This is a genomic window from Streptomyces sp. MK7, from assembly GCF_032658145.1.
Taxonomy (GTDB): domain Bacteria; phylum Actinomycetota; class Actinomycetes; order Streptomycetales; family Streptomycetaceae; genus Streptomyces; species Streptomyces spiralis.
This window is the reverse complement of record NZ_JAVACL010000009.1, coordinates 1-24992: the sequence shown is the minus strand read 5'-3', so window position 1 is coordinate 24992 and position 24992 is coordinate 1. Positions and strand designations below refer to the sequence as shown.

Annotated in this window: 16 protein-coding genes; 10 read left to right on the top strand and 6 right to left on the bottom strand. The window is 72.7% G+C overall.

All coding sequences use genetic code 11. The annotated features are described in order from the left end of the window. Positions 1-37: 37 nt before the first annotated feature. On the bottom strand, positions 38-1297 hold the full coding sequence (locus R2S09_RS13310) for an Ig-like domain-containing protein (RefSeq protein ID WP_316741130.1): 1260 nt from the start codon (positions 1295-1297) through the stop codon (positions 38-40). 498 nt (positions 1298-1795) lie between these two features. Here R2S09_RS13310 and glgX point away from each other — a divergent pair, with 498 nt between their 5' ends. Then, positions 1796-4075 carry a glycogen debranching protein GlgX gene (glgX, locus tag R2S09_RS13305; protein WP_316741129.1) on the top strand — a complete coding sequence of 760 codons (2280 nt, stop codon included), beginning with the start codon at positions 1796-1798 and terminating at the stop codon, positions 4073-4075. 30 nt (positions 4076-4105) lie between these two features. On the opposite strand, the gene R2S09_RS13300 is transcribed toward glgX, so the two are convergent. Genes R2S09_RS13300 through R2S09_RS13285 form a run of 4 tightly spaced genes read right to left on the bottom strand, consistent with a single transcriptional unit; the run spans position 4106 to position 7688 of the window. Then, positions 4106-4747: a response regulator transcription factor gene (locus tag R2S09_RS13300; protein WP_306188122.1), complete on the bottom strand. Its 642-nt coding sequence runs from the start codon at positions 4745-4747 to the stop codon at positions 4106-4108. Continuing rightward, positions 4737-6005, bottom strand: coding sequence for a sensor histidine kinase (locus R2S09_RS13295; protein WP_316741127.1), 1269 nt, complete (start codon positions 6003-6005; stop codon positions 4737-4739). Before R2S09_RS13295 ends, R2S09_RS13300 begins: the two co-directional genes overlap by 11 nt. Before the next feature lie 25 nt (positions 6006-6030). Then, positions 6031-6765, bottom strand: a complete 735-nt coding sequence (locus R2S09_RS13290) for an ABC transporter permease (RefSeq protein WP_306188118.1) — start codon at positions 6763-6765, stop codon at positions 6031-6033. Then, positions 6762-7688 carry an ABC transporter ATP-binding protein gene (locus R2S09_RS13285; protein ID WP_316741124.1) on the bottom strand — a complete coding sequence of 309 codons (927 nt, stop codon included), beginning with the start codon at positions 7686-7688 and terminating at the stop codon, positions 6762-6764. The genes R2S09_RS13290 and R2S09_RS13285 overlap by 4 nt, the downstream gene beginning before the upstream one ends. A 208-nt stretch (positions 7689-7896) precedes the next feature. Between R2S09_RS13285 and R2S09_RS13280 the strand changes: the two genes are divergently transcribed. From R2S09_RS13280 to R2S09_RS13245, 8 genes are all read left to right on the top strand, one after another. Continuing rightward, entirely contained in the window at positions 7897-9726 is a 1830-nt protein-coding gene (locus R2S09_RS13280) for an ABC transporter ATP-binding protein (RefSeq protein WP_316741121.1), read from the top strand. Further along, positions 9723-11582, top strand: a complete 1860-nt coding sequence (locus R2S09_RS13275) for an ABC transporter ATP-binding protein (RefSeq protein ID WP_316741120.1) — start codon at positions 9723-9725, stop codon at positions 11580-11582. Before R2S09_RS13280 ends, R2S09_RS13275 begins: the two co-directional genes overlap by 4 nt. Before the next feature lie 69 nt (positions 11583-11651). Further along, the gene (locus R2S09_RS13270) at positions 11652-13415 is read left to right on the top strand and encodes an ABC transporter ATP-binding protein (RefSeq protein ID WP_316741119.1); all 1764 of its coding nucleotides are present in this window, start codon (positions 11652-11654) and stop codon (positions 13413-13415) included. After that, positions 13412-15235, top strand: coding sequence for an ABC transporter ATP-binding protein (locus tag R2S09_RS13265; RefSeq protein WP_316741117.1), 1824 nt, complete (start codon positions 13412-13414; stop codon positions 15233-15235). Before R2S09_RS13270 ends, R2S09_RS13265 begins: the two co-directional genes overlap by 4 nt. Next, the gene (locus tag R2S09_RS13260; protein ID WP_316741116.1) at positions 15228-15887 is read left to right on the top strand and encodes an HAD family hydrolase; all 660 of its coding nucleotides are present in this window, start codon (positions 15228-15230) and stop codon (positions 15885-15887) included. Before R2S09_RS13265 ends, R2S09_RS13260 begins: the two co-directional genes overlap by 8 nt. A gap of 362 nt (positions 15888-16249) precedes the next feature. Then, positions 16250-18292: a M4 family metallopeptidase gene (locus R2S09_RS13255; RefSeq protein WP_316741114.1), complete on the top strand. Its 2043-nt coding sequence runs from the start codon at positions 16250-16252 to the stop codon at positions 18290-18292. A gap of 252 nt (positions 18293-18544) precedes the next feature. Beyond that, the gene (locus tag R2S09_RS13250) at positions 18545-20203 is read left to right on the top strand and encodes a M4 family metallopeptidase (protein WP_316741113.1); all 1659 of its coding nucleotides are present in this window, start codon (positions 18545-18547) and stop codon (positions 20201-20203) included. A 295-nt stretch (positions 20204-20498) separates the two neighbouring features. Next, positions 20499-21017: a DUF1990 family protein gene (locus tag R2S09_RS13245; protein WP_306188104.1), complete on the top strand. Its 519-nt coding sequence runs from the start codon at positions 20499-20501 to the stop codon at positions 21015-21017. A gap of 362 nt (positions 21018-21379) precedes the next feature. Here the strand turns inward: R2S09_RS13245 and R2S09_RS13240 are convergent, their stop codons facing one another. Then, positions 21380-24028, bottom strand: coding sequence for a glycosyltransferase family 1 protein (locus R2S09_RS13240; protein WP_306188103.1), 2649 nt, complete (start codon positions 24026-24028; stop codon positions 21380-21382). 316 nt (positions 24029-24344) lie between these two features. On the opposite strand from R2S09_RS13240, the gene R2S09_RS13235 reads away from it, so the two are divergent. After that, on the top strand, positions 24345-24992 hold a 648-nt coding region (locus R2S09_RS13235), incomplete at its 3' end, for a maltotransferase domain-containing protein (protein WP_306188102.1).

Sequence of the window (24992 nt, the reverse complement as noted above, 5' to 3'; positions counted from 1 at the left end):
GTCCGTCACAGCACCGGGCCCGTCCCTCAGGAGGGAGTCAGTTCTTCCAGTCGGCCCACGACATGTTCCAGCCGTTGAGCCCGTTGTCCGGGGCGACGGTCCGGTCGTGGGAGTTCTTGACCTCCACCACGTCGCCGACCATGGAGTGGTTGAAGAACCAGGCGGCCGGCACCTTGCTGTCGTAACCGCCGCGCACGTCGCGCAGGCCGACGCAGCCGTGGCTGGAGTTGTAGTTGCCGAAGGCGCCCCCGCCCCAGTAGTTGCCGTGGATGAAGGTGCCGGAGGTCGTCAGGCGGATGGCGTGCGGGACGTCCTTGATGTCGTACTCGCCGCCGTAGCCGACGGTCTCGCCGTTCATGCGGGTCACGGAGAGCTTCTCGCTCATGACCATCTTGCCGTTCCAGGTGTCGTAGCCGGGCTTGCCGGTGGTCACCGGGATGTTTTTGATGACCTTGCCGTCGCGCACGACCTTCATCGTGTGCTTCTCGGCGTCGACCACGGAGACCTGGCTGCGCCCGATGGTGAAGGTGACGGTCTTGCTCTGCTTGCCGTAGACGCCGGGGCGGCCCTCGACGCCGTCCAGGTTCAGCTTGACGGTGACCTTGGTGCCGGCCTTCCAGTAGTGCTCGGGGCGGAAGTCGAGGCGGTCGTTGCCGAACCAGTGACCCTCGACGTCGACGGCCGGTTCGGTCTTGATCTGGATGGCCTTCTCGACGTCCTCCGGGTGGGTGATGCCCCGGGTGAAGTTGACGGAGAACGGCATTCCGACGCCGACCGTGGAGCCGTCCTCGGGAGTGAAGCTGCCGACGAAGGTGTTCTTCGGCGTGAGGGTGGTGAAGCTGGAGTCCTCGGCGGCCTGACGGCCGGCGGAGTCCTTGGCGACCGCGTGGACCGTGTACCGGGTCGAGGCGGCCAGATGGGTGGACGGGGTCCAGGAGGTGCCGCCGGCGCCCATCTGCCCGGGTATCGCCGTGCCCTTGGGGTCCTTGACGACGACCTGGGTGAGCGTGCCCTTGCTCGCGGCGACCTTGAGGGCGCCGCTGGTGTCGACGGACTTCGCGCCGTCCTCGGGGGCGATGGTGACGACCGCCTCCGACTGCTTGCTCTGCGCCGCGCCGGTTTCCTTGCCCTGGCTCTTGCCCGACTCGGAGTCCGAATCGCCTCCCCCGCACGCGGTGACGGCGAGGAGCAGCGCTCCGGACACCAGGGCCAGCAGCGCCCTGCGTCCGCCGGCCGCGCCCGGTGCCCTGCGTTCCCGCGCGTCAACCGACGCCCCCGATATCGGCCGCACGTTCACGTTGGTCTCCCCTCCCCGGGCCGGTCGAACCCGCACCCCGGCGCACCCCAGCGCGTCCTGCGCGCCGCACACTCGCGCATCGTAACCACAAGGTCAGAGGCAGGATGTCAGGCAATTGTCACTGTTCCGTCCCAACTTCAACAGTTGACGGCAACGTTCCCGGCCGAGCCTCAACCCCTGCTACCGGACTGCTCACTTGACAGCATGTCCGCCTTCCGCCGCCCCCAGTCCGGGCTCCCTGCGCGGTTGCCGCCGCCGAGGCCGTCGGCGGGGCGGTCCGGTGCGGCCCCCGTGCGCCGTCCGCGCCGTCGTACGGGCCTCATGGGCTGCCCGGCACCCGGCCCGCTCCAGGGAAACGTGAGTGCGAGCCACGCTCTGGGCAGAACAGTGGGGAGGACCGAGCGACGGGGAGCCGCACCCGGGAGACGGACACGGGAGGAGAACACTGGGGCGGGCCGGAGGCGAACGAGCCGCGACAGCCGAAAAGGGGCCGACCAGGTGTCCAGCGCAGCCGAACAGGAGGCGGTGGCGGGCGGGCACGCCACCGGGAACGGGCGTGCCCTCGACGAACGGCGCCCGTCCGCCGTCGTGAACGGTGCGCGCCGCGCCGCGCCGCCGCCCGCCGTGCCCGTGCGGCCGGGCGCGTCGACGCCGCTGGGCGCCCGCTTCAGGGTCGGCCCGGACGGGGTGGCCGGCACCAACTTCGCGCTGTGGGCGGGCGGCGCGGAGGCGGTCGACCTGTGCCTGTTCGACGAGGCGGGCAAGGAGACCCGCGCCCGGCTCACCGAGCTGACGCACGAGATCTGGCACGGCTTCGTCCCCGGGGTCATGCCCGGTCAGCGCTACGGCTACCGGGTGCACGGCCGCTGGGACCCGTGGACCGGCGCCCGCTGGAACCCGGCGAAGCTGCTGCTCGACCCGTACGCGCGCGCGGTGGACGGCGAGTACGCCGCCTTCGGGCTGGCGCCGGAGCTGTACGGGCACGTCCGGGACTGGCCGGACCAGCATGTGGCGGACACCGTGCGCGACGACCGCGACTCCGCGCCCTTCGTGCCCAAGGGCGTGGTCGTCCATGACGACGACGACTGGTCCGACGACCGCCGCCCCAAGACGCCGTGGGCGGACTCGGTCATCTACGAGCTGCACGTGCGCGGCTTCACCCGGCGGCATCCGGGCATCCCGGAGGAGCTGCGGGGGACGTACGCGGGTCTGGCGCACCCGGCGGCGATCGAGCACCTGGTGAAGCTGGGCGTGACGGCGGTGGAGCTGCTGCCGGTGCACCAGTTCGCGCACGAGGACCACCTGTTGCGCCGCGGCCTGCGCAACTACTGGGGCTACAACTCCATCGGCTACTTCGCCCCGCACGCCGGCTACGCGGCTTCCGGCACCACCGGTCAGCAGGTCGGCGAGTTCAAGCGGATGGTGCGCGCGCTGCACGCGGCCGGCATCGAGGTCGTCCTCGACGTGGTCTACAACCACACCGCGGAGGCGAGCGAGTTCGGCCCGACGCTGTCCCTGAAGGGCATCGACAACCAGCGCTACTACCGGCTGACGCCCGACGCCCGCCGGTACGCCGACTACACCGGCTGCGGCAACACCCTGAATGTCGTGCAGCCGCACGTGCTGCGCCTGATCACCGACTCGCTGCGCTACTGGGTCACCGAGATGGGCGTGGACGGCTTCCGCTTCGACCTGGCCGCCGCGCTGGCCCGCTCCATGCACGACGTGGACATGCTCTCCCCGTTCCTCGCCGTGATCGCCCAGGACCCGGTGCTGCGCCGGGTGAAGCTGATCGCCGAGCCGTGGGACGTCGGCTCGGGCGGCTACCAGGTGGGCGCCTTCCCACCGCTGTGGACGGAGTGGAACGACCGCTACCGGGGCGCCGTACGGGACTTCTGGCGGCACGCCCTGCCGGACGTGCGGGAGATGGGCTACCGGCTGTCCGGATCCAGCGACCTGTACGCCTGGGGCGGCCGCCGCCCGTACGCCTCCGTCAACTTCGTGACCGCGCACGACGGCTTCACCCTGCGCGACCTGGTGAGCTACGACCGCAAGCACAACGAGGCCAACGGCGAGGGCAACCGGGACGGCACCGACGACAACCGCTCCTGGAACTGCGGGACGGAGGGCGAGACCGAGGACGAGGAGGTACGGGCACTGCGGCGCAGACAGCTGCGCAACCTGCTGACCACGCTGCTGCTGTCCACGGGCGTGCCGATGCTGGTGGCGGGCGACGAGCTGGGCCGCACCCAGCGCGGCAACAACAACGCCTACTGCCAGGACAACGAGATCGGCTGGCTGGACTGGTCCCTGCTGGAGGACCCAGGCTGGCGGGCCCTGTTCGAGCTCGCCTCCCGGCTGATCGCCCTGCGCCACCGCCACCCGGTCCTGCGCCGCCGGGCCTTCTTCTCGGGGCGGGCACACTCGGCGGACGGCCTGCGGGACCTGGCCTGGTTCACCCCGCACGGCACGGAGATGACGGAGGGCGACTGGTACGCCCCCGCTGCCACGCTGGCGATGTACCTGTCCGGCCGGGACATCCCGGGCCGCGACGAACACGGTGCCCCCGTCCGCGACGACAGCTTCCTGGCCGTCCTGCACGCCGGGGACCGTCCTGTGCCCTTCACGCTGCCCGGCCCGCCGTGGGCGGACCACTACGAGGTGATCGTGGACACCTCTCGGGAGGACCAGGCGGACGCGCCGGGGTCCACGCACCGGGCGGCGACCGGGATCACGGTCCCGGCCCGGTCGGTGCTGCTGCTCAAGGTCGTGGGCTGAGGCTGCTGAAGGCCGCGGAGTGGCCTTCGGCTAGCCGAGGATCCCCCGGTCGTACGCCACCGCGACGGCCGCCGCCCGGTCGTTGACGCCGAGCTTGGCGTAGAGGTGGGTGAGGTGGGTCTTGACGGTGGCCTCGCTGATGAACAGTTCGCGGGCGATCTCCCGGTTGGAGGTGCCCTTGGCGACCAGCGCCAGCACCTCGCGTTCACGGGCCGAGAGGGGCTCGTTGCCGGGGGCGGGGGCGCGGACGGCGGAGACCAGGCGGGAGGCGACGGCCGGGGAGAGGACCGTACGGCCCTCGGCGGCGGCCCGGACGGCGGTGAACAGCTCCTCGCGCGGGGCGTCCTTGAGGAGGTAGCCGGTGGCGCCCGCCTCGATCGCGGGCAGGGTGTCGGAGTCGGTGTCGTACGTGGTCAGCACCAGCACCTTGGCCCGGGCGCCGCGGCGGGCCAGCTCGCGGATGGCGTCCACGCCCGAGCCGCCGGGCATGCGCAGGTCCATGAGAACGACGTCCGGGTCCAGGGCGGTGGCACGGTCGACCGCCTCCACTCCGTTCGCGGCCTCACCGAGCACCCGGAAGCCGGGGGCGGAGTCGAACATGCCGCGCAGGCCGTCCCGGACGACCGGATGGTCGTCGACGATCAGCAGGGAGATGGGGGTGTCAGCGGTCATCGCGCACCAACGGTACGCGAGCCGACACCGCCGTGCCGTGCCCCGGCTCCGACTCGAGGGTGAGGGAGCCCGCGATGCGCTCGGCGCGGGCCCGGATGCCGTCCAGGCCGAAGCCGCCGGCACGGGTGCGGGCGGGGAGGGCGAGCGGGTCGAAGCCGCGGCCGTCGTCGCGGATGTCGAGGGACACCTCGTCGCCCATGAAGGACAGGGTGACGCCGACCCGGGTGGCGTGGGCGTGCCGGGCGGCGTTCGACAGGGCCTCCTGGGCGATGCGCAGCAGGGTGGCCGCGACCTCCTCGTGCAGTTGTTCGGCGGTGCCGGTGACGGTGAACTCGGCGCGCACTGCGGTCCGTTCGCCCCATTCGGCGACCGTCTTCTTGAGGGCCTCGGGCAGTCCGTCGTTCTCCAGCGCCACCGGCGCCAGGTTGTGCACGGAGCGGCGGGCCTCGCCGAGGCTGTGCCGGGCCAGGTCCACGGCGCGGTCCACATGCTCGCGGGCCGCCTGACGGTCGGGCGTGTTCGCGACGACCTGGAGCTGGGCGATGATGCCGGTCAGGCCCTGGGCGAGGGTGTCGTGGATCTCGGCGGCCAGCCGCCGCCGCTCGTCGGCGACTCCGGCTTCCCGTGCCTGGACGAGGAGTTGGGCGTGCAGGGCGGCGTTCTCGTCGAGGGCCTGCTGCAGGGCCGCGTTGGTGCGTTCGAGTTCGGCGATGGTCGCGGTGCGCTCGCGGGAGCGCTGCGCCTCCTGGTCGGTGAGATGCGCGACCACCATCTGCAGGCCGGAGTTGGCGACCAGCAGCGCGGCGAAGACGGCCCACTGGACCGCGCTGCCGAACGGCATCCCGCCGGCCTGCGCACCGGCCACGGTGGCCGCGCTCGCGAGCAGCCCGAGCCGCTGCCACCGCCTGCCCGGGATCGTCTCGTCGGCGTCCATGTAGCCGGATGCGGCGTAGAACGCGAAGAACGGGTTGAGCCAGGTGAGGACGAAGGCCAGGGCCCAGCGGACGACGTAGTACACCGCCCCGGTCCGGGACGGCGTCCGGCCGCGACCCGGCCGGCGCAGCCGGATGCCGTGCCACCCCAACTGGAGCACGACCGCGACGCCGACCAGGGCCCAGCCGGTGTACCACTTGGCCGGAGCGGCATGCGGGTCGGCGGTCGCGACCGCGGGGACGAGACCGATGACGAGCAGCCCGTACGGCCCCCAGGTGTGCAGTTGGTCCCAGCGCCGGTCGATCTGGCTGTCCACCACGCTCATGTCCCCAGTCTGCAAGGCCGACCGCCTACTCCCAGCGGAACCAGCGGCTCGCCGCACCCGTGAGCAGCAGGATCCACAACGCCGGCACGCCCAGGTGCCCCCAGCCCGGCCAGTGCCCTACAGCCGCTCCGTTCAGCGCCTGCGCGGCCGCCCCGAAGGGCGTGTACCCCACGATCCGGGCCATCAGGTCCGGCATGGACTGCGTCGGCAGCCACACGCCCGCGCAGAACATCGACGGGAAGAACACGGCCGAACCGATCGCGCTCGCGATCTTCGTCGTACGGGACAGCGCCGACACCACCGATCCGAGAGCGAGGGCGGCCAGGACGGCCAGCAGCAGGGCGAGGGCGTATCCGAAGGGCTGTTTCGGCAGTCGTACGCCGAAGCCGAGCCGTCCGACCGCGAGGGCCAGCAGCGCGGAGGCGAGGGCGGCGCCGCCGTACACCACCATCTGCGCGGCCAGCAGGGCGCTCGGCCGGACCGGCGTGGTGGCCATCCGGCGCAGGATGCCGCGCTCGCGGTAGCCGGTGAGGGTCTGCGGCATCGACTGCAGACCGCCGACGATCATGCCGAGCAGCACGGCGACCGGGACGTAGACGTCGATGGTGCGCAGGCCGCCGAGGTCGGCCTGGTGGTCCCGGAAGGACGGGATGGAGCCGAGGATCACCAGCAGGAGGGTCGGGAAGAACAGGATCCAGAAGATGGCGCCGGGCTCCCGGCGGAAGAGGCGGACCTCGGTCCTCAGTACGGCGGTACTCATGCCGCTGCCTCCTTGGTGTCGGCGTCGTCGGTCTTCGTCAGGTCCAGGAACGCGTCGTCGAGCGTGGCGTCGCTGACGCGGAGTTGGTGGGCGGTGATGTGGTGGCGGGCGAGGAGGGTGATGACGGCGTTGACGGTCGCGTCGGTCCCGGAGAGCGTGATCCGGCCGTCCTTGTGCGCCACCGAGGACAGTTCGGGCAGGGCGTTCAGGTCACGTTCGTCCAGCGGCGCGGACGGGGTGAAGCTGATGACGGTGGCCCGGGCCGAGCGCCGGATCAGCCCCTCGGGGGTGTCCAGGGCGGCGATCCGGCCCTGGTCGATCACGGCGATCCGGTCGCACAGCCGCTGCGCCTCCTCCATGAAGTGGGTGACGAGCAGGACGGTCACCCCGCCCGCCCGGACGTCCTCGATCAGCTGCCAGGTGTCGCGGCGCGCTCGCGGGTCGAGGCCGGTGGTGAGCTCGTCGAGCACGACGACACGCGGGTTGCCGATGAGGGCGAGCGCGATGAACAGGCGCTGCTGCTGCCCGCCGGAGAGCTTGGCGAACCGGGTGCCGAGCTTGGCGGTGAGGCCGAGGCGCTCGGCGAGGGGCCGCCAGTCGGCGGGGTTCGGGTAGAGGGAGGTGTACAGCTCCAGTGCCTCGCGCACGGTCAGTTTGGGCTGGAGCTCGCTCTGCTGGAGCTGGGCGCCGAGGATCCCGGCGACCTCGTCGTGGTCGGCGACGGGATCCAGGCCGGCGACCCGGACCCGGCCCGCGTCGGGGACGCGCAGCCCCTCGACGCACTCGACGGTGGTGGTCTTGCCGGCGCCGTTCGGGCCGAGGATGCCGAAGATCTCACCCTCGTCGACGGCGAAGGAGACGCCGTCGACGACGTTCCGGGCGCCGTAGGACTTGCGCAGTTCGCTGACTTCGATGACGGACATGGCATCAGGGTCCCGGCAGGAGGGGCCGGCGGGCATCGGCCGACGCGCTCGAGGCGGCATCAGCCGATCGGTTGATACGGCGCTACGACCGGACGGCGGCCACAGGAGTCCGGGCGGTCGAACGCGCAGGTCGTAGGACCAACGGCCGAGTGAGGTCCGGCGAAAACTCGGTGGGCGATGTCAGTGGCGATCCGTACGCTCGCTCATGATGCCCACCACACCCGCCACCGCCCCTGACCCCGCCGGCCCTGCCGACCGGTCGGCCGTCGGCTCGCTGCTGCGCCTGTGGCCGTACGTCCGGCCGGCACGGACGTGGTTGTTCCTCGCCGCGCTCGTCGCGATCGTCGCCTCCTGCGTGGGGTTGGTGATCCCGCTCGTCCTGAAGTGGCTCGTGGACGGCCCGGTCGCGGGCCGTGACCCGGGGGGCGTGTGGCTCGGCGCGCTGTACCTGCTGCTGCTCGGTGTGGCCGAGGCGCTGCTGTTCGGGCTGCGGCGGTGGCTGGTGGCCCGCCCGCTCTCCCGTGTCGAGGCGGAGATGCGGGCGGGCCTCTACCGGCATCTCCAGCGGCTTCCGGTCGCCTTCCACGACCGCTGGCCCTCCGGGCAGTTGCTCTCCCGGGGCACGACCGACCTGATGCTGCTGCGCCAGTTCCTCGCCTTCCCGTTGACGTTCCTGCTGGTCAACGGGGTGACGATCCTGGTGGGCGTGGTCATCATGCTGCTCCAGGACTGGACGCTGGGGCTGGTGATGCTGGCACCCGCGGTGCCGCTGATCGCCCTGAGCGCGCTCTTCGAGAAGCGGTACGCGCACGCGGCCCGGCTGGCGCAGGACCAGGTGGGGGACCTGACGACGGTGGTCGAGGAGAGCGTGCTCGGCATCCGCATCATCAAGGGGTTCGGCCGGCACCGCAGTCAGGCCCGGGCGTTCCGCGAGCTGTCGGCCACCCTGCGCTCCACCGAACTGCGCAAGGCCCGCCTGCTGGCGACGATCTGGGCGGTCATCATGACCCTGCCCGAGGTGGCCATCGGGGGCACGCTGGTGGTGGGCGCGGTACAGGTCTCCGACGGGTCGCTGTCCGCGGGGACGCTGGTCGCCTTTCTCTCCACGGCACTCGCGCTGCGGTGGCCGGTGGAGTCGATCGGCTTCCTGCTGGCGATGAGCCAGGAGGCGGCCACGGCTACGGAGCGGTACTTCGAGGTGATGGACGCGGAGCCGGAAACGGCACCTCCTACCGCCGGGTTGCGCGACCTCCCCCGGCTCGGCCCCGGCTCCGGGCACCCGGACGGTCTGCGGTTCGACAACGTCCGCTTCCGCTACCCCGACGCCCCCAACGACTCCCCGCCCCTCCTCGACCGTATCGACCTGCACATCCGCCCCGGCGAGTCCATGGCCCTGGTCGGCGCGACCGGCAGCGGGAAGACGACGCTCACCGCGCTCGTCCCCCGCCTGCACGAGGTGACCGAGGGCAGGATCACCCTCGACGGCCGGGACATCACCGCCATGCCCCGCGAGGAACTGCGCACGCTGGTCGCCGTCGCCTTCGAGGACCCCACCCTGTTCTCCGCGAGCGTCGCCGACAACGTTCTCATGGGCGCTGACGGCACCGCGGGCACCGTCGAGCTGGACCGCGCCCTGTCCGTCGCGCAGGCCGGCTTCGTGCGCGCCCTCCCGCAGGGCACCGCCACCCAGGTCGGCGAGCAGGGTCTCAGCCTCTCCGGCGGCCAGCGGCAGCGTCTCGCGCTGGCCCGCGCGGTCGTCGGCCGCCCCCGTTTCCTGGTCCTGGACGACCCGCTGTCCGCCCTGGACGTGCACACGGAGGCGGCCGTGGAGGCGGCCCTGCGCCAGGTCCTCACCGGCACCACCGCCCTGATCGTGGCGCACCGCCCGTCCACGGTGCTGCTGGCCGACCGCGTCGCCCTGCTGTCGGACGGCCGGATCACCGCCGTGGGCACCCACCAGGAACTGCTGCGCACCAACGCCGAGTACGCCCGGCTGATGTCGGGCGCTCCGGGAGACGAGGAGGACGACGACCGATGACGGCCCCCACGGCCTCCGCCCCCACCACCGAGGACCAGGCGGACCCGCCACTGCCCCGGGACGAGGGCGATCCCTTCGACCGGGACGTCCTGCCCACTCCCCCGGGCGCCACCGCCGCCCTGCTCCGCTCACTGCTGGCGCCCATGAGGGCCCGGGTGGCCGGCACCACGCTCCTGCTGCTGCTCCAGCAGGCGGCGGTCCAGGCGGGCCCGCTGCTGGTGGCGTACGCCATCGACACCGCCGTACCGGCGCTGCGCGACCACGACCGCGGGCCGTTGATCGCGGTGGCCGTCGGCTATCTGCTGTGCGCGCTGGCCTCGGGCGCCCTGCAATGGGCGTTCATCGTGGCCGCGGCCCGGATCAACCAGGACGTGCTGCTGGATCTGCGCGGCCGGATCTTCCGCCATGCCCAGGCGCTCAGCGTCGACTTCCACGAGCGGTACACCTCGGGCCGGCTCATCTCCCGTTCCACCACGGACGTGGAGTCGCTGCGCGAACTGCTCAGCGAGGGCCTCCAGGAACTGGTCACGGTCGTCCTCTCCTTCGTCTCCATCTCGGCGATGCTGCTGTGGCTGGACGCGGGCCTCGGCGCGGTCGCGGTGGCGAGTTTCGTGCCGCTGTACCTGCTGGTGCGGCTCTACCGGAGGCGCGCGGGGCAGGTGTTCCGGGAGCGGTCCACGGCGATCGCGGCGGTGATCGTGAAGTTCGTGGAGACGATGAACGGCATCCGGCCGGTGCGCGCGTTCCGCCGCGAGGCGGCCAACGACGCCGACTTCCGCGTCCTCAACGGCCGCCACGAGCGTACGAACGGCGACGCCCTTCTGGAGATGGCCCGCTATGTCGTCGGCTCCCGGCTGGTGGCCAACACGGCGGTCGCGGCGATCGTGCTGTGGGGCGCCTGGCGGGTGACGGAGGGCTCGCTGGAGCTGGGCGTGCTGGCCGCGGCGGTGCTGTATCTGCGCCGGCTGTACGACCCGATCGACCGGCTCGGCATGTTCCTCAACTCCTACCAGGCGGCGGCGGCCTCGCTGGAGAAGATCGCGGGTCTGCTGGCCCAGACCCCGTCGGTGCCGGAGCCGTCGGCGCCGCGGCGGCTCCCGCCGCTCGCGTCCACCCTCCCCGGCCGCGCGGTGGTCTTCGACGGCGTCCGCTTCGGCTACCGCACCGGCGGCGAGGTGCTGCCCCGCTTCGACCTGACCGTTCCGGCCGGCCAGACCGTGGCGGTGGTCGGCTCGACCGGCGCGGGCAAGTCCACCCTGGCCAAGCTGCTGGCGCGGTTGTACGACCCGACGGACGGCCGGGTGCTGCTGGACGGGGTGGACCTGCGCGAGCTCGCCGTGCCCGAACTGCGGCGCGGGGTGGTCATGGTGACGCAGGAGGCGTTCCTGTTCTCCGGCACGGTCGCCGAGAACATCGCCATCGGCCGCCCGGAGGCGACCCGCGAGGAGATCGAGCAGGCCGCGAAGGCCATCGGCGCCCACGACTTCATCAGCACCCTGCCCGACGGCTACGACACGGACGTACGCAAGCGGGGCGGCCGTATCTCGGCCGGACAGCGGCAACTGGTCGCCTTCGCGCGGGCGTTGCTCGCCGACCCGTCGGTGCTGATCCTGGACGAGGCGACCAGTTCCCTGGACATCCCGGGGGAGCAGGCGGTGCAGCGCGCGATGGACACGGTCCTGCGGGGACGTACGGCCGTGGTGATCGCCCACCGTCTGTCCACCGTGGAGATCGCCGACCGGGTGCTGGTGATGGAGCACGGCCGCGTCGTGGAGGACGGCTCCCCGTCCGACCTGATCGCGGGCACCGGGCGCTTCGCGCGTCTGCACCGGGCCTGGCGCGACAGTCTGGCATGAGCGGAGGAGACCGGTCCGACCCGAGCGGACGAGACGGGTTGCGGCCTTGACGGACGAGACGGGGGCGACGTGATCGACGCGTACGAGGACCCGGGTACGCCCGACCGCCGGGGCGGCTGGCGGTATCTGTGGTGGCTGGTCAGGTGCCAGCCGGGGCGGTCGGCGGCCGGGGCGCTGCTGGCCAGCGTCTGGATGGTGCTGCTGGCGGCGACGCCGTATCTGATGTCGCGGGCGATCGACGACGGCCTCGCGCCGGGGAACACGGCGGCGCTGGCGGGCTGGACGGGCGCGCTGTTCGCGGTCGGGGCGTTCAACGCCTGGCTGAGCATCATGCGGCACCGGACGATGACCCGGGTGCGGATGGACGCCAACTTCCGCACGGTCAAGGTGGTCGTCGGCCATGTGGTCCGGCTGGGCGCCGCGCTGCCGCGCCGGATCGGCGCCGGGGAGGTCGTCACCATCGGCGTCGGCGACGTCCAGACCATCAGCCAGTGCCTGACCGTGGTCGGCCCCGGGGTCGGCGCGGTCGTCGTCTACGCGGTGGTGGCCGGGCTGCTGCTGTCGATCTCGGGACCGCTGGCGGCCGTGGTGCTGATGGGGGTGCCGCTGACCGCGGTGCTCGTCGGGCCGCTGATGCGGCGGCTCCAGGGCGCCGAGGGCGAGTACCGGGAGCGGCAGGGGGTGCTCACCGCGCGGATCGGCGACCTCGCGGGCGGGCTGCGCGTGCTCAACGGGCTCGGCGGCAAAGGGCTGTTCGCGGAGGCGTTCCGCCGGGACTCGCAGCGGCTGCGGGCGCAGGGCTACCGGGTGGGCGCGGTGGCCTCCTGGCTCCAGGCGCTCGGGGCGGGGCTGCCGACGCTGTTCCTGGCCGTGGTGACCTGGCCGGCGGCGCGGCTGGCCGCCGAGGGACGGATCACCATCGGCGAGCTGGTGTCGGTGTACGGCTATGTCGCGGTCCTGGTGACACCGGTGGCCTTCTTCGTCGAGACGGGCTACCAGCTCAGCCGCGGTGTGGTGGCCGCCCGCCGGGTCGTACGGCTGCTGCGGGTGGAGCCGGAGGAGGACACCAACACCCGGGACGCGCCCGCCGAACCGTCCGTGCTGCACGACCCGGACTCGGGCGTCCGGGTGCCACCGGGCCGGCTGACGGCGCTGGTGTGCGCCCGCCCCGCCGACGCGGCGGCGGTCGTCGACCGCCTGGGCCGGTACGAGCCGTCCGAGGCCACCTGGGGCGGGGTGCCGCTGGACGAGATCGGGCTGTCCGCGGTACGGGAGCGGATCCTGGTCGCGGACAACGAGGCCGACCTGTTCGCCGGTCTGCTGCGGGACCTGGTGTCCGGGCACCGGGAGCGCGACCCGGCGGAAGTGGCGCGGGCGTTCCGCACGGCCGTCGCCGAGGACATCGTGCGGGGGCTGCCCGACGGCCTCGACTCGCCCGTGACCGCGCAGGGCCGCAGCCTGTCCGGCGGCCAGCGGCAGCGGGTGCGGCTGGTGCGGGCGCTGCTGGCCGACCCGGAGGTGCTGCTGGCGGTGGAGCCGACGTCGGCGCTGGACGCGCACACCGAGGCGGCGGTCGCGGAGCGGCTGCGGCGGGCGCGCGCGGGGCGCACGACACTCGTCACGACCACCTCGCCGCTGGTGCTGGACCACGCCGACACCGTGCACTACCTGGTCGACGGCAAGGTGGCGGCCACCGGCGGCCACCGCGAACTCCTCGACGCCGAGCCGGGCTACCGCGCCCTGGTGGCGCGGGACACCGAAGAGGCCATGGCGCCGGACGCCGACAAGGCCCCGGGCACCGGCCCGCTCACCGCGAAGGGGGCCGCGCGATGACGGCGAAGACGGCAGGCACGGCGGGGACTGCAGGCACGGGGGCGACGGCAGGCACCGGCGGCCGGCTGCCGATCGCCGAACCGGCGGACGTACGGCGGGCCGCGGTGCGCCTGGTCCGGGCGGACGGGCGGGCCTTCACGGCGGTCCTCGTCCTGAACGCGCTGGCCGCGGGCACCGGGCTCGCCGGTCCCTGGCTGCTGGGCCGGATCGTCGACCACGTCCGGGCCGGGGGCGGGGTCGGTGCCGTCGACCGGATGGCGCCGGCCATCGTGGTGTGCGCGCTGGCCCAGTTGCTGCTGGCGCGCTGGGCCCGGTACGTGGGACACCGCTTCGGCGAGCGCACGCTGGCACGGGTGCGCGAGGAGTTCGTGGACCGGGCGCTGGCGCTGCCGGCGTCGGTGGTGGAGCGGGCCGGCACGGGCGACCTGACCACGCGCGGCACCGCGGACGTGGCCACCGTCGGCACCACCCTGCGGGACGTGGGACCGGAGTTGCTGGTCTGCGTGGCGCAGGCACTGTTCGTGCTGGTCGCGGTGTTCCTGCTCGACCCGCTGCTCGGGGCCGTCGGGGTGCTGGCGCTGACGCCGATCTGGGTGGCCCTGCGCTGGTATCTGCGCCGCGCCCGGGACGGCTATCTCGCCGAGGGCGCGGCCGGCTCCGAGGTCGCCGAGATCCTGGCGGCGACCGCCTCCGGAGCCCGTACCGTCGAGGCGTTCCGGCTGGCCGGCCGGCGGGTCGCGGCGAGCCGGGACGCCTTGGACACGGCCCGGCGCGCCCGCCTGTACACGCTGTTCCTGCGGACCGTGTTCTTCCCGGCGGTCGAGGTGTCGTACATCCTCCCCGTGGCCGGGGTGCTGCTGGTCGGCGGCGTGCTGCACGCGCGGGGCGCGGTGACGCTGGGCGCGGTGGTGGCCGCCGCCCTGTATCTGCGGCAGTTCACCGAGCCGCTGGACCAGATCCTGATGCACGTGGAGCAACTGCAGAGCAGCGGCGCCTCCTTCGCCCGTGTGGAGGGCCTGGCCCGGGCCCCGCGCTCGGCCCCGGCCGGCTCCCCCGCCCCGGCGGACGACCGCATCGACGTCACCGGGGTCCACTACTCCTACGACCACGGCGGCGAGGTGCTGCACGGGGTCGATCTGACGGTACGGCCCGGGGAACGGCTGGCCGTGGTGGGGCCGTCCGGGGCCGGGAAGACCACCCTGAGCCGGCTGCTCGCCGGCGTCGACGCGCCGGGCGCGGGCTCGGTGACGGTGGGCGGGGTGCCGGTGGCGGGTCTGGAGCCGGAGCGGCTGCGCCGCCAGGTCGTGCTCGTCACCCAGGAGCACCATGTGTTCCTGGGCACGGTCCGCGACAATCTGCGCATCGCCGAACCGGCGGCGACCGACGAGCGGTTGTGGGCGGCGCTGGCGGCGGTGGGCGCCGATGCCTGGGTCGCGGAGCTGCCGGACGGACTGGACACCGAGCTGGGGCCGGACGGCTGCCGCACGGACGGCTCGCGGGCCCAGCAACTGGCCCTGGCCCGGGTGGTCCTGGCCGACCCGCACACGCTGATCCTGGACGAGGCCACGGCCCTGCTCGACCCGGCGACCGCCCGGCACACCGAACGTGCCCTGGCGGCTGTGCTGGAGGGCCGTACGGTCATCGCCATCGCGCACCGTCTGCACACCGCCCATGACGCCGACCGTGTGGCGGTGATGGAGAACGGCCGGCTGACCGAACTCGGCACCCACGAGGAGCTGGTGGCGGCGGGCGGGGCGTACGCGGCGCTGTGGCGGGCCTGGCACGGGGACGGCGCCGCCGTAAGCTCGCAGGGTGATTGAGACCATCGCGTTCGACGTCGGCGAGACGATCACCCGGGACGACCGCTACTGGGCGGACTGGGCGGACTGGCTGAAGGTCCCGCGTCACACCCTGTCCGCGCTCGTCGGCGTCGTCGTCGCGCGGGGCGAGGACAACACCGAGGCCCTGCGGCTGGTGCGCCCGGGTCTCGACGTCGCGGCCGAGTACCGTGCGCGGGAGGTCGCGGGCCGCGGCGAGCAGCTCGGCGAGGGCGACCTCTACGGCGACGTGCGCCCGGTGCTCACGGAGTTGCGGGCGCGGGGGCTGCGTGTCGTCGTCGCCGGCAACCAGACGGCCCGGGTGGGTGAGCTGCTGCGCGCCCTGGACCTCCCGGCGGACGTCGTGGCCACCTCCGGGGAGTGGGGTGTCGCCAAGCCGCGGCGGGAGTTCTTCCGGCGCGTGGTGGAGGCGGGGCGGGCGGAGGCGGGCGCGACCCTGTACGTGGGTGACCACCCGGTGAACGACGTGTTCCCGGCGAAGGCGGCCGGGCTGCGCGTGGCGCACCTGCGGCGGGGGCCGTGGGGGCATCTGTGGGCGGACGACCCGGAGGTGGTGGCGGCGGCGGACTGGCGGATCGACCGTCTCACCGATCTCACGGCGCTCCTCGACGACCGGCGCCGGCACCGTGGCTGACCTGTGTCGGTACAGCGACGCGATCCCGTGGCGGGTTCGTATACCGAACATGAACATCCGGACAACGAACGATTTCCAGCCAAGTTCGTGACGCGCCCCTGACAAGAGCGGCCTTCTCCTGCCACTCTTCCCCTCGGCCGCTCACAGCCACCCCACAGCATCCCCCACGGTTCCACGGCGGTGACCCGGCCGGCGCTCCACACGCCGCACGCGCTGCGCAGTCCGTACCCGGCACCTCGCACCTGCACCTCGCACATCGCACACCTGGTTCCGCGTTCCACGCAGTTCTGCCCGGACGTCTCACCCCGCGTCCGGTTCTCCCCCTGGCCACGTGACCCGTGGCCACGCAGAAGGAGTCAGTGTTGAGTAGCAGCAGCTCTCGCAGACGCACCTCCCACACCACCCACCGGCGGGCCGCGGGCATCGCCCTGGCCGGTGTCGCCGCCCTGATCGCCACGGCCGTCCAGTCGGGCGCGGCCAGCGCCAGCCCGGCGCAGGCGCCGCACTCCGGGAAGATCGACCCGGCCCATGTCGCGGTCAGGCTCACACCCTCGCAGCGTGCCGAGCTGATCCGGGACGCCGACGGCGCCAAGACGCGCACGGCGAGGGACCTCGGGCTCGGCGCCCAGGAGAAGCTGGTCGTCAAGGACGTCGTCAAGGACGCCGACGGCACCCTGCACACCCGCTACGAGCGCACCTACGCCGGCCTGCCGGTCCTCGGCGGCGACCTGGTCGTGGACACCGCCAGATCGGGGAAGACCGAGCACGTGCTCAAGGCGACCGGCGCGGCTGTGAAGGTCGCGAGCCTCACACCCAAGGTGTCGAAGGCGACCGCCGAGAAGCAGGCCGTGCAGCGCGCCAGGGCCCTGGGCAGCAAGGCGTCGGCCGACCAGTCGTCCCGCACGGTGATCTGGGCGGCGAGCGGCAAGCCGGTGCTGGCCTACGAGACGGTCGTCGGGGGCCTCCAGGACGACGGCACCCCGAACCAGCTGCACGTGATCACCGACGCGAGCACGGGCAAGGAGCTGTTCCGCCACCAGGGCATCGAGACGGGCGTCGGCAACACCCAGTACAGCGGCCAGGTCCCGCTGACCACGACGCTGTCGGGTTCGACGTACACGCTGAACGACGGCTCGCGCGGGGGCCACAAGACGTACAACCTCAACCACGGCACGTCCGGCACCGGCACGCTGTTCAGCCAGTCCAGCGACACCTGGGGCAACGGCACCACGTCGAACGCCGCCACCGCGGCCGCCGACGCCCACTACGGTGCGGCGGTCACCTGGGACTTCTACAAGAACACCTTCGGCCGCAGCGGCATCCGCAACGACGGAAGGGCCGCGTACTCGCGCGTGCACTACGGCAACTCGTACGTGAACGCGTTCTGGGACGACAGCTGCTTCTGCATGACCTACGGCGACGGCTCGGGCAACGCCGACCCGCTGACCTCGCTGGACGTGGCCGGCCACGAGATGAGCCACGGCGTCACCTCCAACACCGCGGGCCTCAACTACAGCGGTGAGTCCGGCGGTCTGAACGAGGCCACCTCCGACATCTTCGGCACCGGCGTGGAGTTCTACGCGGGCAACAGCGCGGATGTCGGCGACTACCTCATCGGCGAGAAGATCGACATCAACGGGAACGGCACCCCGCTGCGCTACATGGACAAGCCCAGCAAGGACGGCGCCTCCGCCGACTACTGGTACTCGGGTGTCGGCAGCAAGGACGTGCACTACTCGTCCGGCATCGCCAACCACTTCTTCTACCTGCTGAGCGAGGGCAGCGGCGCCAAGGTCATCAACGGCGTCAGCTACAACTCGCCCACGTCGGACGGGCTTCCGGTCACCGGCATCGGCCGGGACAAGGCGCTGCAGATCTGGTACCGGGCGCTGACCACCAAGTTCACCTCCACCACCAACTACGCGGGCGCCCGCACCGGCACCCTGGCCGCGGCCGGTGAGCTGTACGGCACCTCCAGCGCCGAGTACAAGGCGGTGCAGGACGCCTGGGCGGCCGTCTCGGTCGGTTCGCGCTCCGGTGGCGGCGGGGGCGGCGGCACCACGTTCGAGAACAGCTCCAACGTGCAGATCCCGGACTACCCCGGATCGGCGGTCACCTCGTCCATCACGGTCTCCGGGCGCAGCGGCAACGCGCCCTCCAACCTCCAGGTCTCGGTCGACATCGTGCACACCTGGAGCGGTGACCTCCAGATCGATCTGGTCGCCCCGGACGGGTCGACGTACCGGCTGAAGAACAGCGGCTACGACCCGACGCCCGACGTGCACGCGACCTACACGGTCAACGCGTCCTCCGAAACGGCCAACGGCACCTGGAAGCTGCGCGTCCAGGACCTGGGCGCGCAGGACACGGGCTACATCGACGACTGGAAGCTGACCTTTCCCTAGGAGCTTCTGGTAGGCGGCAGAACCCCGAGGACAGGGCGCCGTTCCGGTGGCGGAGCACCCGGAACGGCGCCCGTTCACATCGCCGAAATGAACTCCCGGCGTCGATTTTCGGTCAACATCACTTCGGGGTCATGACATGTACGCGTCGCTGATGCCACTCTTCCTGCACCCGCCGCACGAGCACAGCAACCCGACCCTCTCTCCGGCCCGGCAACCCCACGCCCGCCGGACTCCCCCACAGAAGGAGCTTGTGTGACTCCCCGCTACGCGCGTCACAAGCGCACCGCTCTGGCCGTCGCCACCGCCGTCGCCGCCGGAGCCCTTCTCAGCACCGGTCTGACCACCAGTGCCTCCGCCCAGGCTCCCGCCGACTCCGCGGGCCACGCCACACTCGCCGCCGCCCCGACCGCGCTCTCCGCCGCGGCGCGCACCTCCCTCCTGAAGCAGGCCCGGTCCGGCGCGGCCGACACCGCCCGGGAGATAGGCCTCGGCGCCAAGGAGAAGCTGGTCGTCAAGGACGTGGTCAAGGACGCCGACGGCACGGTGCACACCCGCTACGAGCGCACCTACGCGGGCCTGCCGGTCCTCGGCGGCGACCTGATCGTCCACACCACCGGGTCGGGGAAGACCGCAGGCGTCACCAAGGCCACCAAGGCGGCCATCAAGGTGGCCTCCCTCACGCCGAAGGTCACCCCCGCCAAGGCGGAGAAGCAGGCGCTGAGCCTCGCCCAGGACGCCGGTTCGGCGAAGACCGCCGCCGACCAGGCCCCGCGCAAGGTCATCTGGGCGGGCGGCGGCACGCCGGTCCTCGCCTACGAGACCGTCGTCGGCGGCTTCCAGGACGACGGCACCCCGAACCAGCTGCACGTCATCACCGACGCCGCCACCGGCAAGAAGCTCTTCGAGTACCAGGGCATCGAGACCGGCACCGGCAAGACCCTGTACTCGGGCACGGTGACGCTCGGCACCTACCTGTCCGGGTCGACGTACCAGCTGTACGACACCTCGCGCGGCGGCCACAAGACGTACAACCTGGCCCGCAAGACGCGCGGCACCGGAACCCTTTTCACCGACACGGACGACGTGTGGGGCACCGGCACCGCCTCCAGCTCCTCCTCCGACCAGACGGCCGCCGCCGACGCCGCCTACGGCGCCCAGGAGACCTGGGACTTCTACAAGAACACCTTCGGCCGCAGCGGCATCCGCAACGACGGCAAGGCCGCGTACTCGCGCGTCCACTACGGCCGCAGCTACGTCAACGCGTTCTGGGACGACAGCTGCTTCTGCATGACCTACGGCGACGGCTCCGGCGACACCCACCCCCTGACCTCGCTGGACGTGGCCGGACACGAGATGAGCCACGGCGTCACCTCCAACACCGCGGGCCTCAACTACAGCGGTGAGTCCGGCGGTCTGAACGAGGCCACCTCCGACATCCTCGGCACCGGCGTGGAGTTCTACGCGGGCAACCCCTCCGACCCGGGTGACTACCTGATCGGCGAGAAGATCGACATCAACGGGAACGGCACCCCGCTGCGCTACATGGACAAGCCCAGCAAGGACGGCGCCTCCGCCGACTACTGGTCCTCCGGCGTGGGCAGCAAGGACGTGCACTACTCGTCCGGTGTCGCGAACCACTTCTTCTACCTGCTGAGCGAGGGCAGCGGCGCCAAGACCATCAACGGCGTCAGCTACAACTCGCCGACGTACAACGGCTCCACGGTCACCGGCATCGGCCGGGACAAGGCGCTGCAGATCTGGTACAAGGCGCTGACCACGTACATGACGTCCACGACGAACTACAAGGCCGCCCGCACGGCGACCCTGAGCGCGGCGTCGGCCCTGTACGGCTCCGGCAGCACCGAGTACAACGCGGTCGCCGCTGCCTGGTCCGCGGTCAACGTCAACTGAACAGGGGGCAGCTGACGTGGGGCGGCACCCGGGGGACGACTCCCCCCGGGTGCCGCCCCACGCGGGCGCTTAGGGGTCCTTGCGCTATGAGCGTCCGATCAGGTCGCGTGGTCTGGTGCTGGGGGTACCTCCCACGCCGTTCAGGCAGTGGGAGAGCATCGCAAGGCGCCGGAGCGCCCTGGTAGCGGAGCTACCTGGGCGTTTCGGCAACGCGGCGAGGTGCGGTGCCAGGCCGCGCGACCCGGGCGGGCATAGTGCAAGGACCCCTGAAAGACACCCCCTAGGCTTGGGTCCCATGTCTTCGGAGGACTTCACCTACGAGGAGGTCGGCGCGACCCGCGAGCGGGGCCACTGCCCGCCCGGCTTCCACCCCCTGCACGTGCGCACCCGCATCGGCGAGGGCGAGGAGGTGTTCCGGCGCGCCGCCGAGGCCGTGCTGACCTGGGAGCTGCACCGCGCCGTCGGCGTGGGCGTCGACGCGACCGCCGACCGCGCCGTCCCCGGAGCCGACGTCACGCTCACCCTGGCCGGCATGATCAAGGCCCCCTGCCGGATCGTGTGGACGCTGGACGAACCCCGCCGCGCCGGCTGGGCCTACGGCACCCTGCCCGGCCACCCGGAGACCGGCGAGGAGTCCTTCGTCGTCGACCGCACCGGCGACGGCACGGTCTGGCTGACGATCACCGCCTTCAGCCGCCCCACCAAGTGGTACGCCCGCGCCGCCGGCCCCGCCGCCCGCGGCTTCCAGCACGCCTACGCCCGCCGCTGCGGCACCGTCCTGCGCAGACTCTGCGCCGGACTCGAAGAGATCTGACCGATCCGGGGGCCGAGGTGCCTGGCGGGGCCCGGAACAGGGGCGGTCCGGCCGGCCCGTGTGGCAAGGCAGGCCCGCCCAGGCCATGGGCAAGGCAGGCCCGTCCGGCCCGACGGGCAACCCATCCGGCCTGCCCCGGGGTGAAAGAACCTGGCCTCTCTCCCGGGGCGACAAGACCCACCGGCCCCCAGGCGCGAAAGCCCGGCCGGTCCCGAGCCGAGGAGACCCGACTCGCCTCGGGACCGGAGAGACCCGGCCCGGTCCCGGGACCCAGGGGCCTGGCGAATCCGGGCCCCGGGACCCGGCACGTCCGAGCCTGGGAGGTACCGGCCGGGCGGGCGCCGCGGTCAGCGCAGGAGTGGTCAGCGCAGGAGTACTCCTGCTGCCTCCCCCGTGTCCTCGGGGGGCACCGTCATCAGGCCCAGTTCCGTGCTGGAGGCGAGGAGGCGGTGGGTGGGCAGGATGCGCACCGTGTAGCCGTAGGGGCCGGTGCGGTCCAGCGAGAGGGGGCCCTCGTAGACCCAGCGGCCGTCGGCGTCGGGGGCGCCGTTCGGCTTCAGCGGGACCGTGGTGGCGTCCGTGATGCGGTCCTCCTCGTCGACCCGGCCGGAGACGGCCTGGACCTCGACGTCGTCCGGGCCGAGGCTGCCCAGACCGACCCGCACCCGAAGGCCCAGGGTGGAGCCCAACTCGGCGGAGGCCGCGGACGAGGGTGCCTCCGCGCGTTCGGCGACCGGGGAGGAGGTCTCCACGTGGTCGACCGTCACCTCGGGCCAGGCCGCGCGCACCCGCGCCTTCCAGGCCGCCAGTTCCCGCGCCGCCTCCGGGTCCAGGGCGCGGTGGGCACGGGCGGCGGGCGCGTACAGGCGGTCGACGTACTCGCGGACCATGCGCCCCGCCAGCACCTTCGGACCCAGCAGGGTCAGGGTGCGGCGGACCATCTCGATCCAGCGGTCGGGCAGCCCGCCCCGGCCCCGCTCGTAGAAACGGGGCGCCACCCGCTGCTCCAGCAGGTCGTACAGCGCGGCGGCCTCGAGGTCGTCGCGGTGCTCGGTGTCGTAGCCGATGCCGTCCGCGGTCGGGATGGCCCAGCCGAAGTCGGGCTGGTACCACTCGTCCCACCAGCCGTCCAGCACGGAGAGGTTGAGGCAGCCGTTGAGCGCCGCCTTCATCCCGGAGGTGCCGCTCGCCTCCAGCGGGCGCAGCGGGTTGTTCAGCCACACGTCGCAGCCGTGGTACAGCTTCTGCGCCATCGCCATGCCGTAGTCGGGCAGGAAGACGATCCGGTGCCGCACCCGCGGGTCGTCGGCGAAGCGGACCAGTTCCTGGATGAGGCGCTTGCCGCCGTCGTCCGCGGGGTGCGCCTTGCCCGCGACCACGATCTGGATCGGCCGCTCGGGATGCAGCAGCAGGTCCATCAGCCGGTCGCGGTCGCGCAGCATCAGCGTCAGGCGCTTGTAGGAGGGCACCCGGCGCGCGAAGCCGATCGTCAGGACGTCCGGGTCCAGCACGCCGTCGATCCAGCCCAGCTCGGCCGTCCCCGCGCCGCGCTGCCGCCAGGCCGCCCACAGCCGCTTGCGCACCTCCACGACCAACTGCTCCCGCAGTTCGCGGCGGAGTTCCCAGATGTCCTCGTCGGGGATGTCGGCGACCGCGTCCCAGCGGTCGGAGCCGCCCACGGACAGCGCGTCCTCGGTGCGCTGCGCGCCGATCTGCCGGGCGCCCAGCCGGAACACCTCCGGCGCCACCCAGGTCGGGGCGTGCACGCCGTTGGTCACCGAGGTGATCGGCACCTCGTCGGGGTCGAATCCCGGCCACAGCCCCGAGAACATCCCCCGGCTGACGCTCCCGTGCAGCAGAGACACGCCGTTGGCCCGCTGGGCGAGCCTGAGCCCCATCACCGCCATGTTGAACAGGTTCGGCTCGCCGCCCGGGTAGGTCTCCATGCCCAGCCGGAGGATACGCTCCACATCGATGCCGGGCAGCTCGGCGTCGGGCCCGAAGTGGCGGGCGAGCAGCTCGCGGTCGAAGCGGTCGATGCCGGCCGGGACGGGCGTGTGGGTGGTGAAGACCGTGCCCGCGCGCACCGCCTCCAGGGCCGCGTCGAAGTCCAGCCCCGCGTCGGACAGCTCGGCGATCCGTTCCAGGCCGAGGAACCCGGCGTGGCCCTCGTTGGTGTGGAACACCTCCGGCTCGGGATGCCCGGTGAGCCGGCAGTACGTCCGGACCGCGCGCACTCCTCCTATGCCGAGCAGCATCTCCTGCAGCAGCCGGTGCTCGCTGCCGCCGCCGTAGAGCCGGTCGGTCACCCCGCGCTCGCCGAGGTCGTTCTCCTCGACGTCGGAGTCCAGCATCAGCAGCGGGATCCGGCCGACCTGGGCCACCCAGATCCGGGCGTGCAGGGACCTGCCGCGGGGCAGGGCGAGCGAGACCCGGGCGGGGCTGCCGTCGGCATCCCTCAGCTGGGTGACGGGCAGCTCGTTGGGGTCGAGGACCGGGTAGTGCTCCTGCTGCCAGCCGTCCCGGGACAGCGTCTGCCGGAAGTAGCCGTGCCGGTAGAGCAGGCCCACTCCGATCAGCGGGACGCCGAGGTCGCTGGCCGCCTTGAGATGGTCGCCGGCGAGGATGCCGAGGCCGCCGGAGTACTGCGGCAGGGCGGCCGTGATGCCGAACTCCGGCGAGAAGTAGGCGACGGCGGCCGGCAGGCCGTCGGAGCGGCCCTGGTACCAGCGGTCGCCGGTCACATAGTCGTGCAGGTCGTCCGCGGCGGCGGTCAGCCGGCGCAGGAAGCGGCGGTCACCGGCCAGCTCGGCCAGCCGCGCCGGACGCACGCTGCCGAGGAGCCGTACCGGGTCGCCGCCCGAGGAGGCCCAGCGCTCGGGGTCGACGGACTGGAAGAGGTCGCGCGTCTCGGCGTGCCAGGACCAGCGCAGATTGCGGGCCAGCTCGCTGAGGGGTTGCAGGGGCTCGGGAAGAACGGGACGGACGGTGAACCGACGGATCGCCTTCACTCTTTCCACCTCGGCGCGTTCGCTGATGGACGCACGGCACGGTGCGCTTCGCTGGAAGGACGCACGGCACTGTGCGCCCCGTCACACAAAACCGTACCGGTGCCGGTGCGGGTGCCGCTGGGGCCGCGCCTGACGAGCGGGCCAAGACGAGGCCAACTTTGTGTGTGGACATACGCGTGAGTAGTTAACAAAGTGCCGGATTGCTCACCCGAATAGGGTGGGAAGGCTCCTCCGGTACAACCGACAGTAGACCCGCAGGACCCACCTCCCCACACATATCCGCCCTACACCCTCGTTGACGCGGACAGGAGCGGTCATGCCCGCCACGCACCACTCGGCACCACCCCCGACCACCAGCACGAGCAGCGCACACCCCCGCAGCGCCGACACCGTGGCCCCGACCCCCGAGCGGGCCCGGACCTCGGCGGCGGACGCGAGCGCGTCGCCGGATCCGGCCGCGACGCCGGAGCGGGACCCCGTCGGCCACGCCACCGCCGTCGGCCGGATCCCCGTGCTCGACGTCCGGCCGGTCGTCCAGCACGGCCGCAGGCCCGCCAAGGCGGTGACCGGCGAGTCGTTCCAGGTCACCGCCACCGTGTTCCGCGAGGGCCACGACGCCGTGGCCGCGAACGTCGTCCTGCGCGATCCACAGGGCCGCCCGGGTCCCTGGACACCGATGCACGAGCTGGCGCCCGGCACCGACCGGTGGGGCGCCACCGTGACCCCGGGCGAGCCCGGCCACTGGACGTACACGGTCGAGGCCTGGTCGGATCCGGTCGCCACCTGGCGCCACCACGCCCGGATCAAGATTCCGGCGGGCCAGGACACCGAGCTGGTCCTGGAGGAGGGCGCCCGGCTGTACGAGCGGGCGGCGGCCGGGGTCGCCGAGGAGAGCGGCGAACGGGAGATCGTCCTGGCCGCCGTGCTCGCCCTGCGGGACGGGAGCCGGCCGGCCGCGTCCCGG

Coding starts and splice junctions, on each gene's coding strand:
- R2S09_RS13300 (WP_306188122.1), bottom strand. CDS start 4,747: ATGACCGCTGACACCCCCATCTCCCTGCTGATCGTCGACGACCATCCG.
- R2S09_RS13295 (WP_316741127.1), bottom strand. CDS start 6,005: ATGAGCGTGGTGGACAGCCAGATCGACCGGCGCTGGGACCAACTGCAC.
- R2S09_RS13290 (WP_306188118.1), bottom strand. CDS start 6,765: ATGAGTACCGCCGTACTGAGGACCGAGGTCCGCCTCTTCCGCCGGGAG.
- R2S09_RS13285 (WP_316741124.1), bottom strand. CDS start 7,688: ATGTCCGTCATCGAAGTCAGCGAACTGCGCAAGTCCTACGGCGCCCGG.
- R2S09_RS13280 (WP_316741121.1), top strand. CDS start 7,897: ATGCCCACCACACCCGCCACCGCCCCTGACCCCGCCGGCCCTGCCGAC.
- R2S09_RS13275 (WP_316741120.1), top strand. CDS start 9,723: ATGACGGCCCCCACGGCCTCCGCCCCCACCACCGAGGACCAGGCGGAC.
- R2S09_RS13265 (WP_316741117.1), top strand. CDS start 13,412: ATGACGGCGAAGACGGCAGGCACGGCGGGGACTGCAGGCACGGGGGCG.
- R2S09_RS13245 (WP_306188104.1), top strand. CDS start 20,499: ATGTCTTCGGAGGACTTCACCTACGAGGAGGTCGGCGCGACCCGCGAG.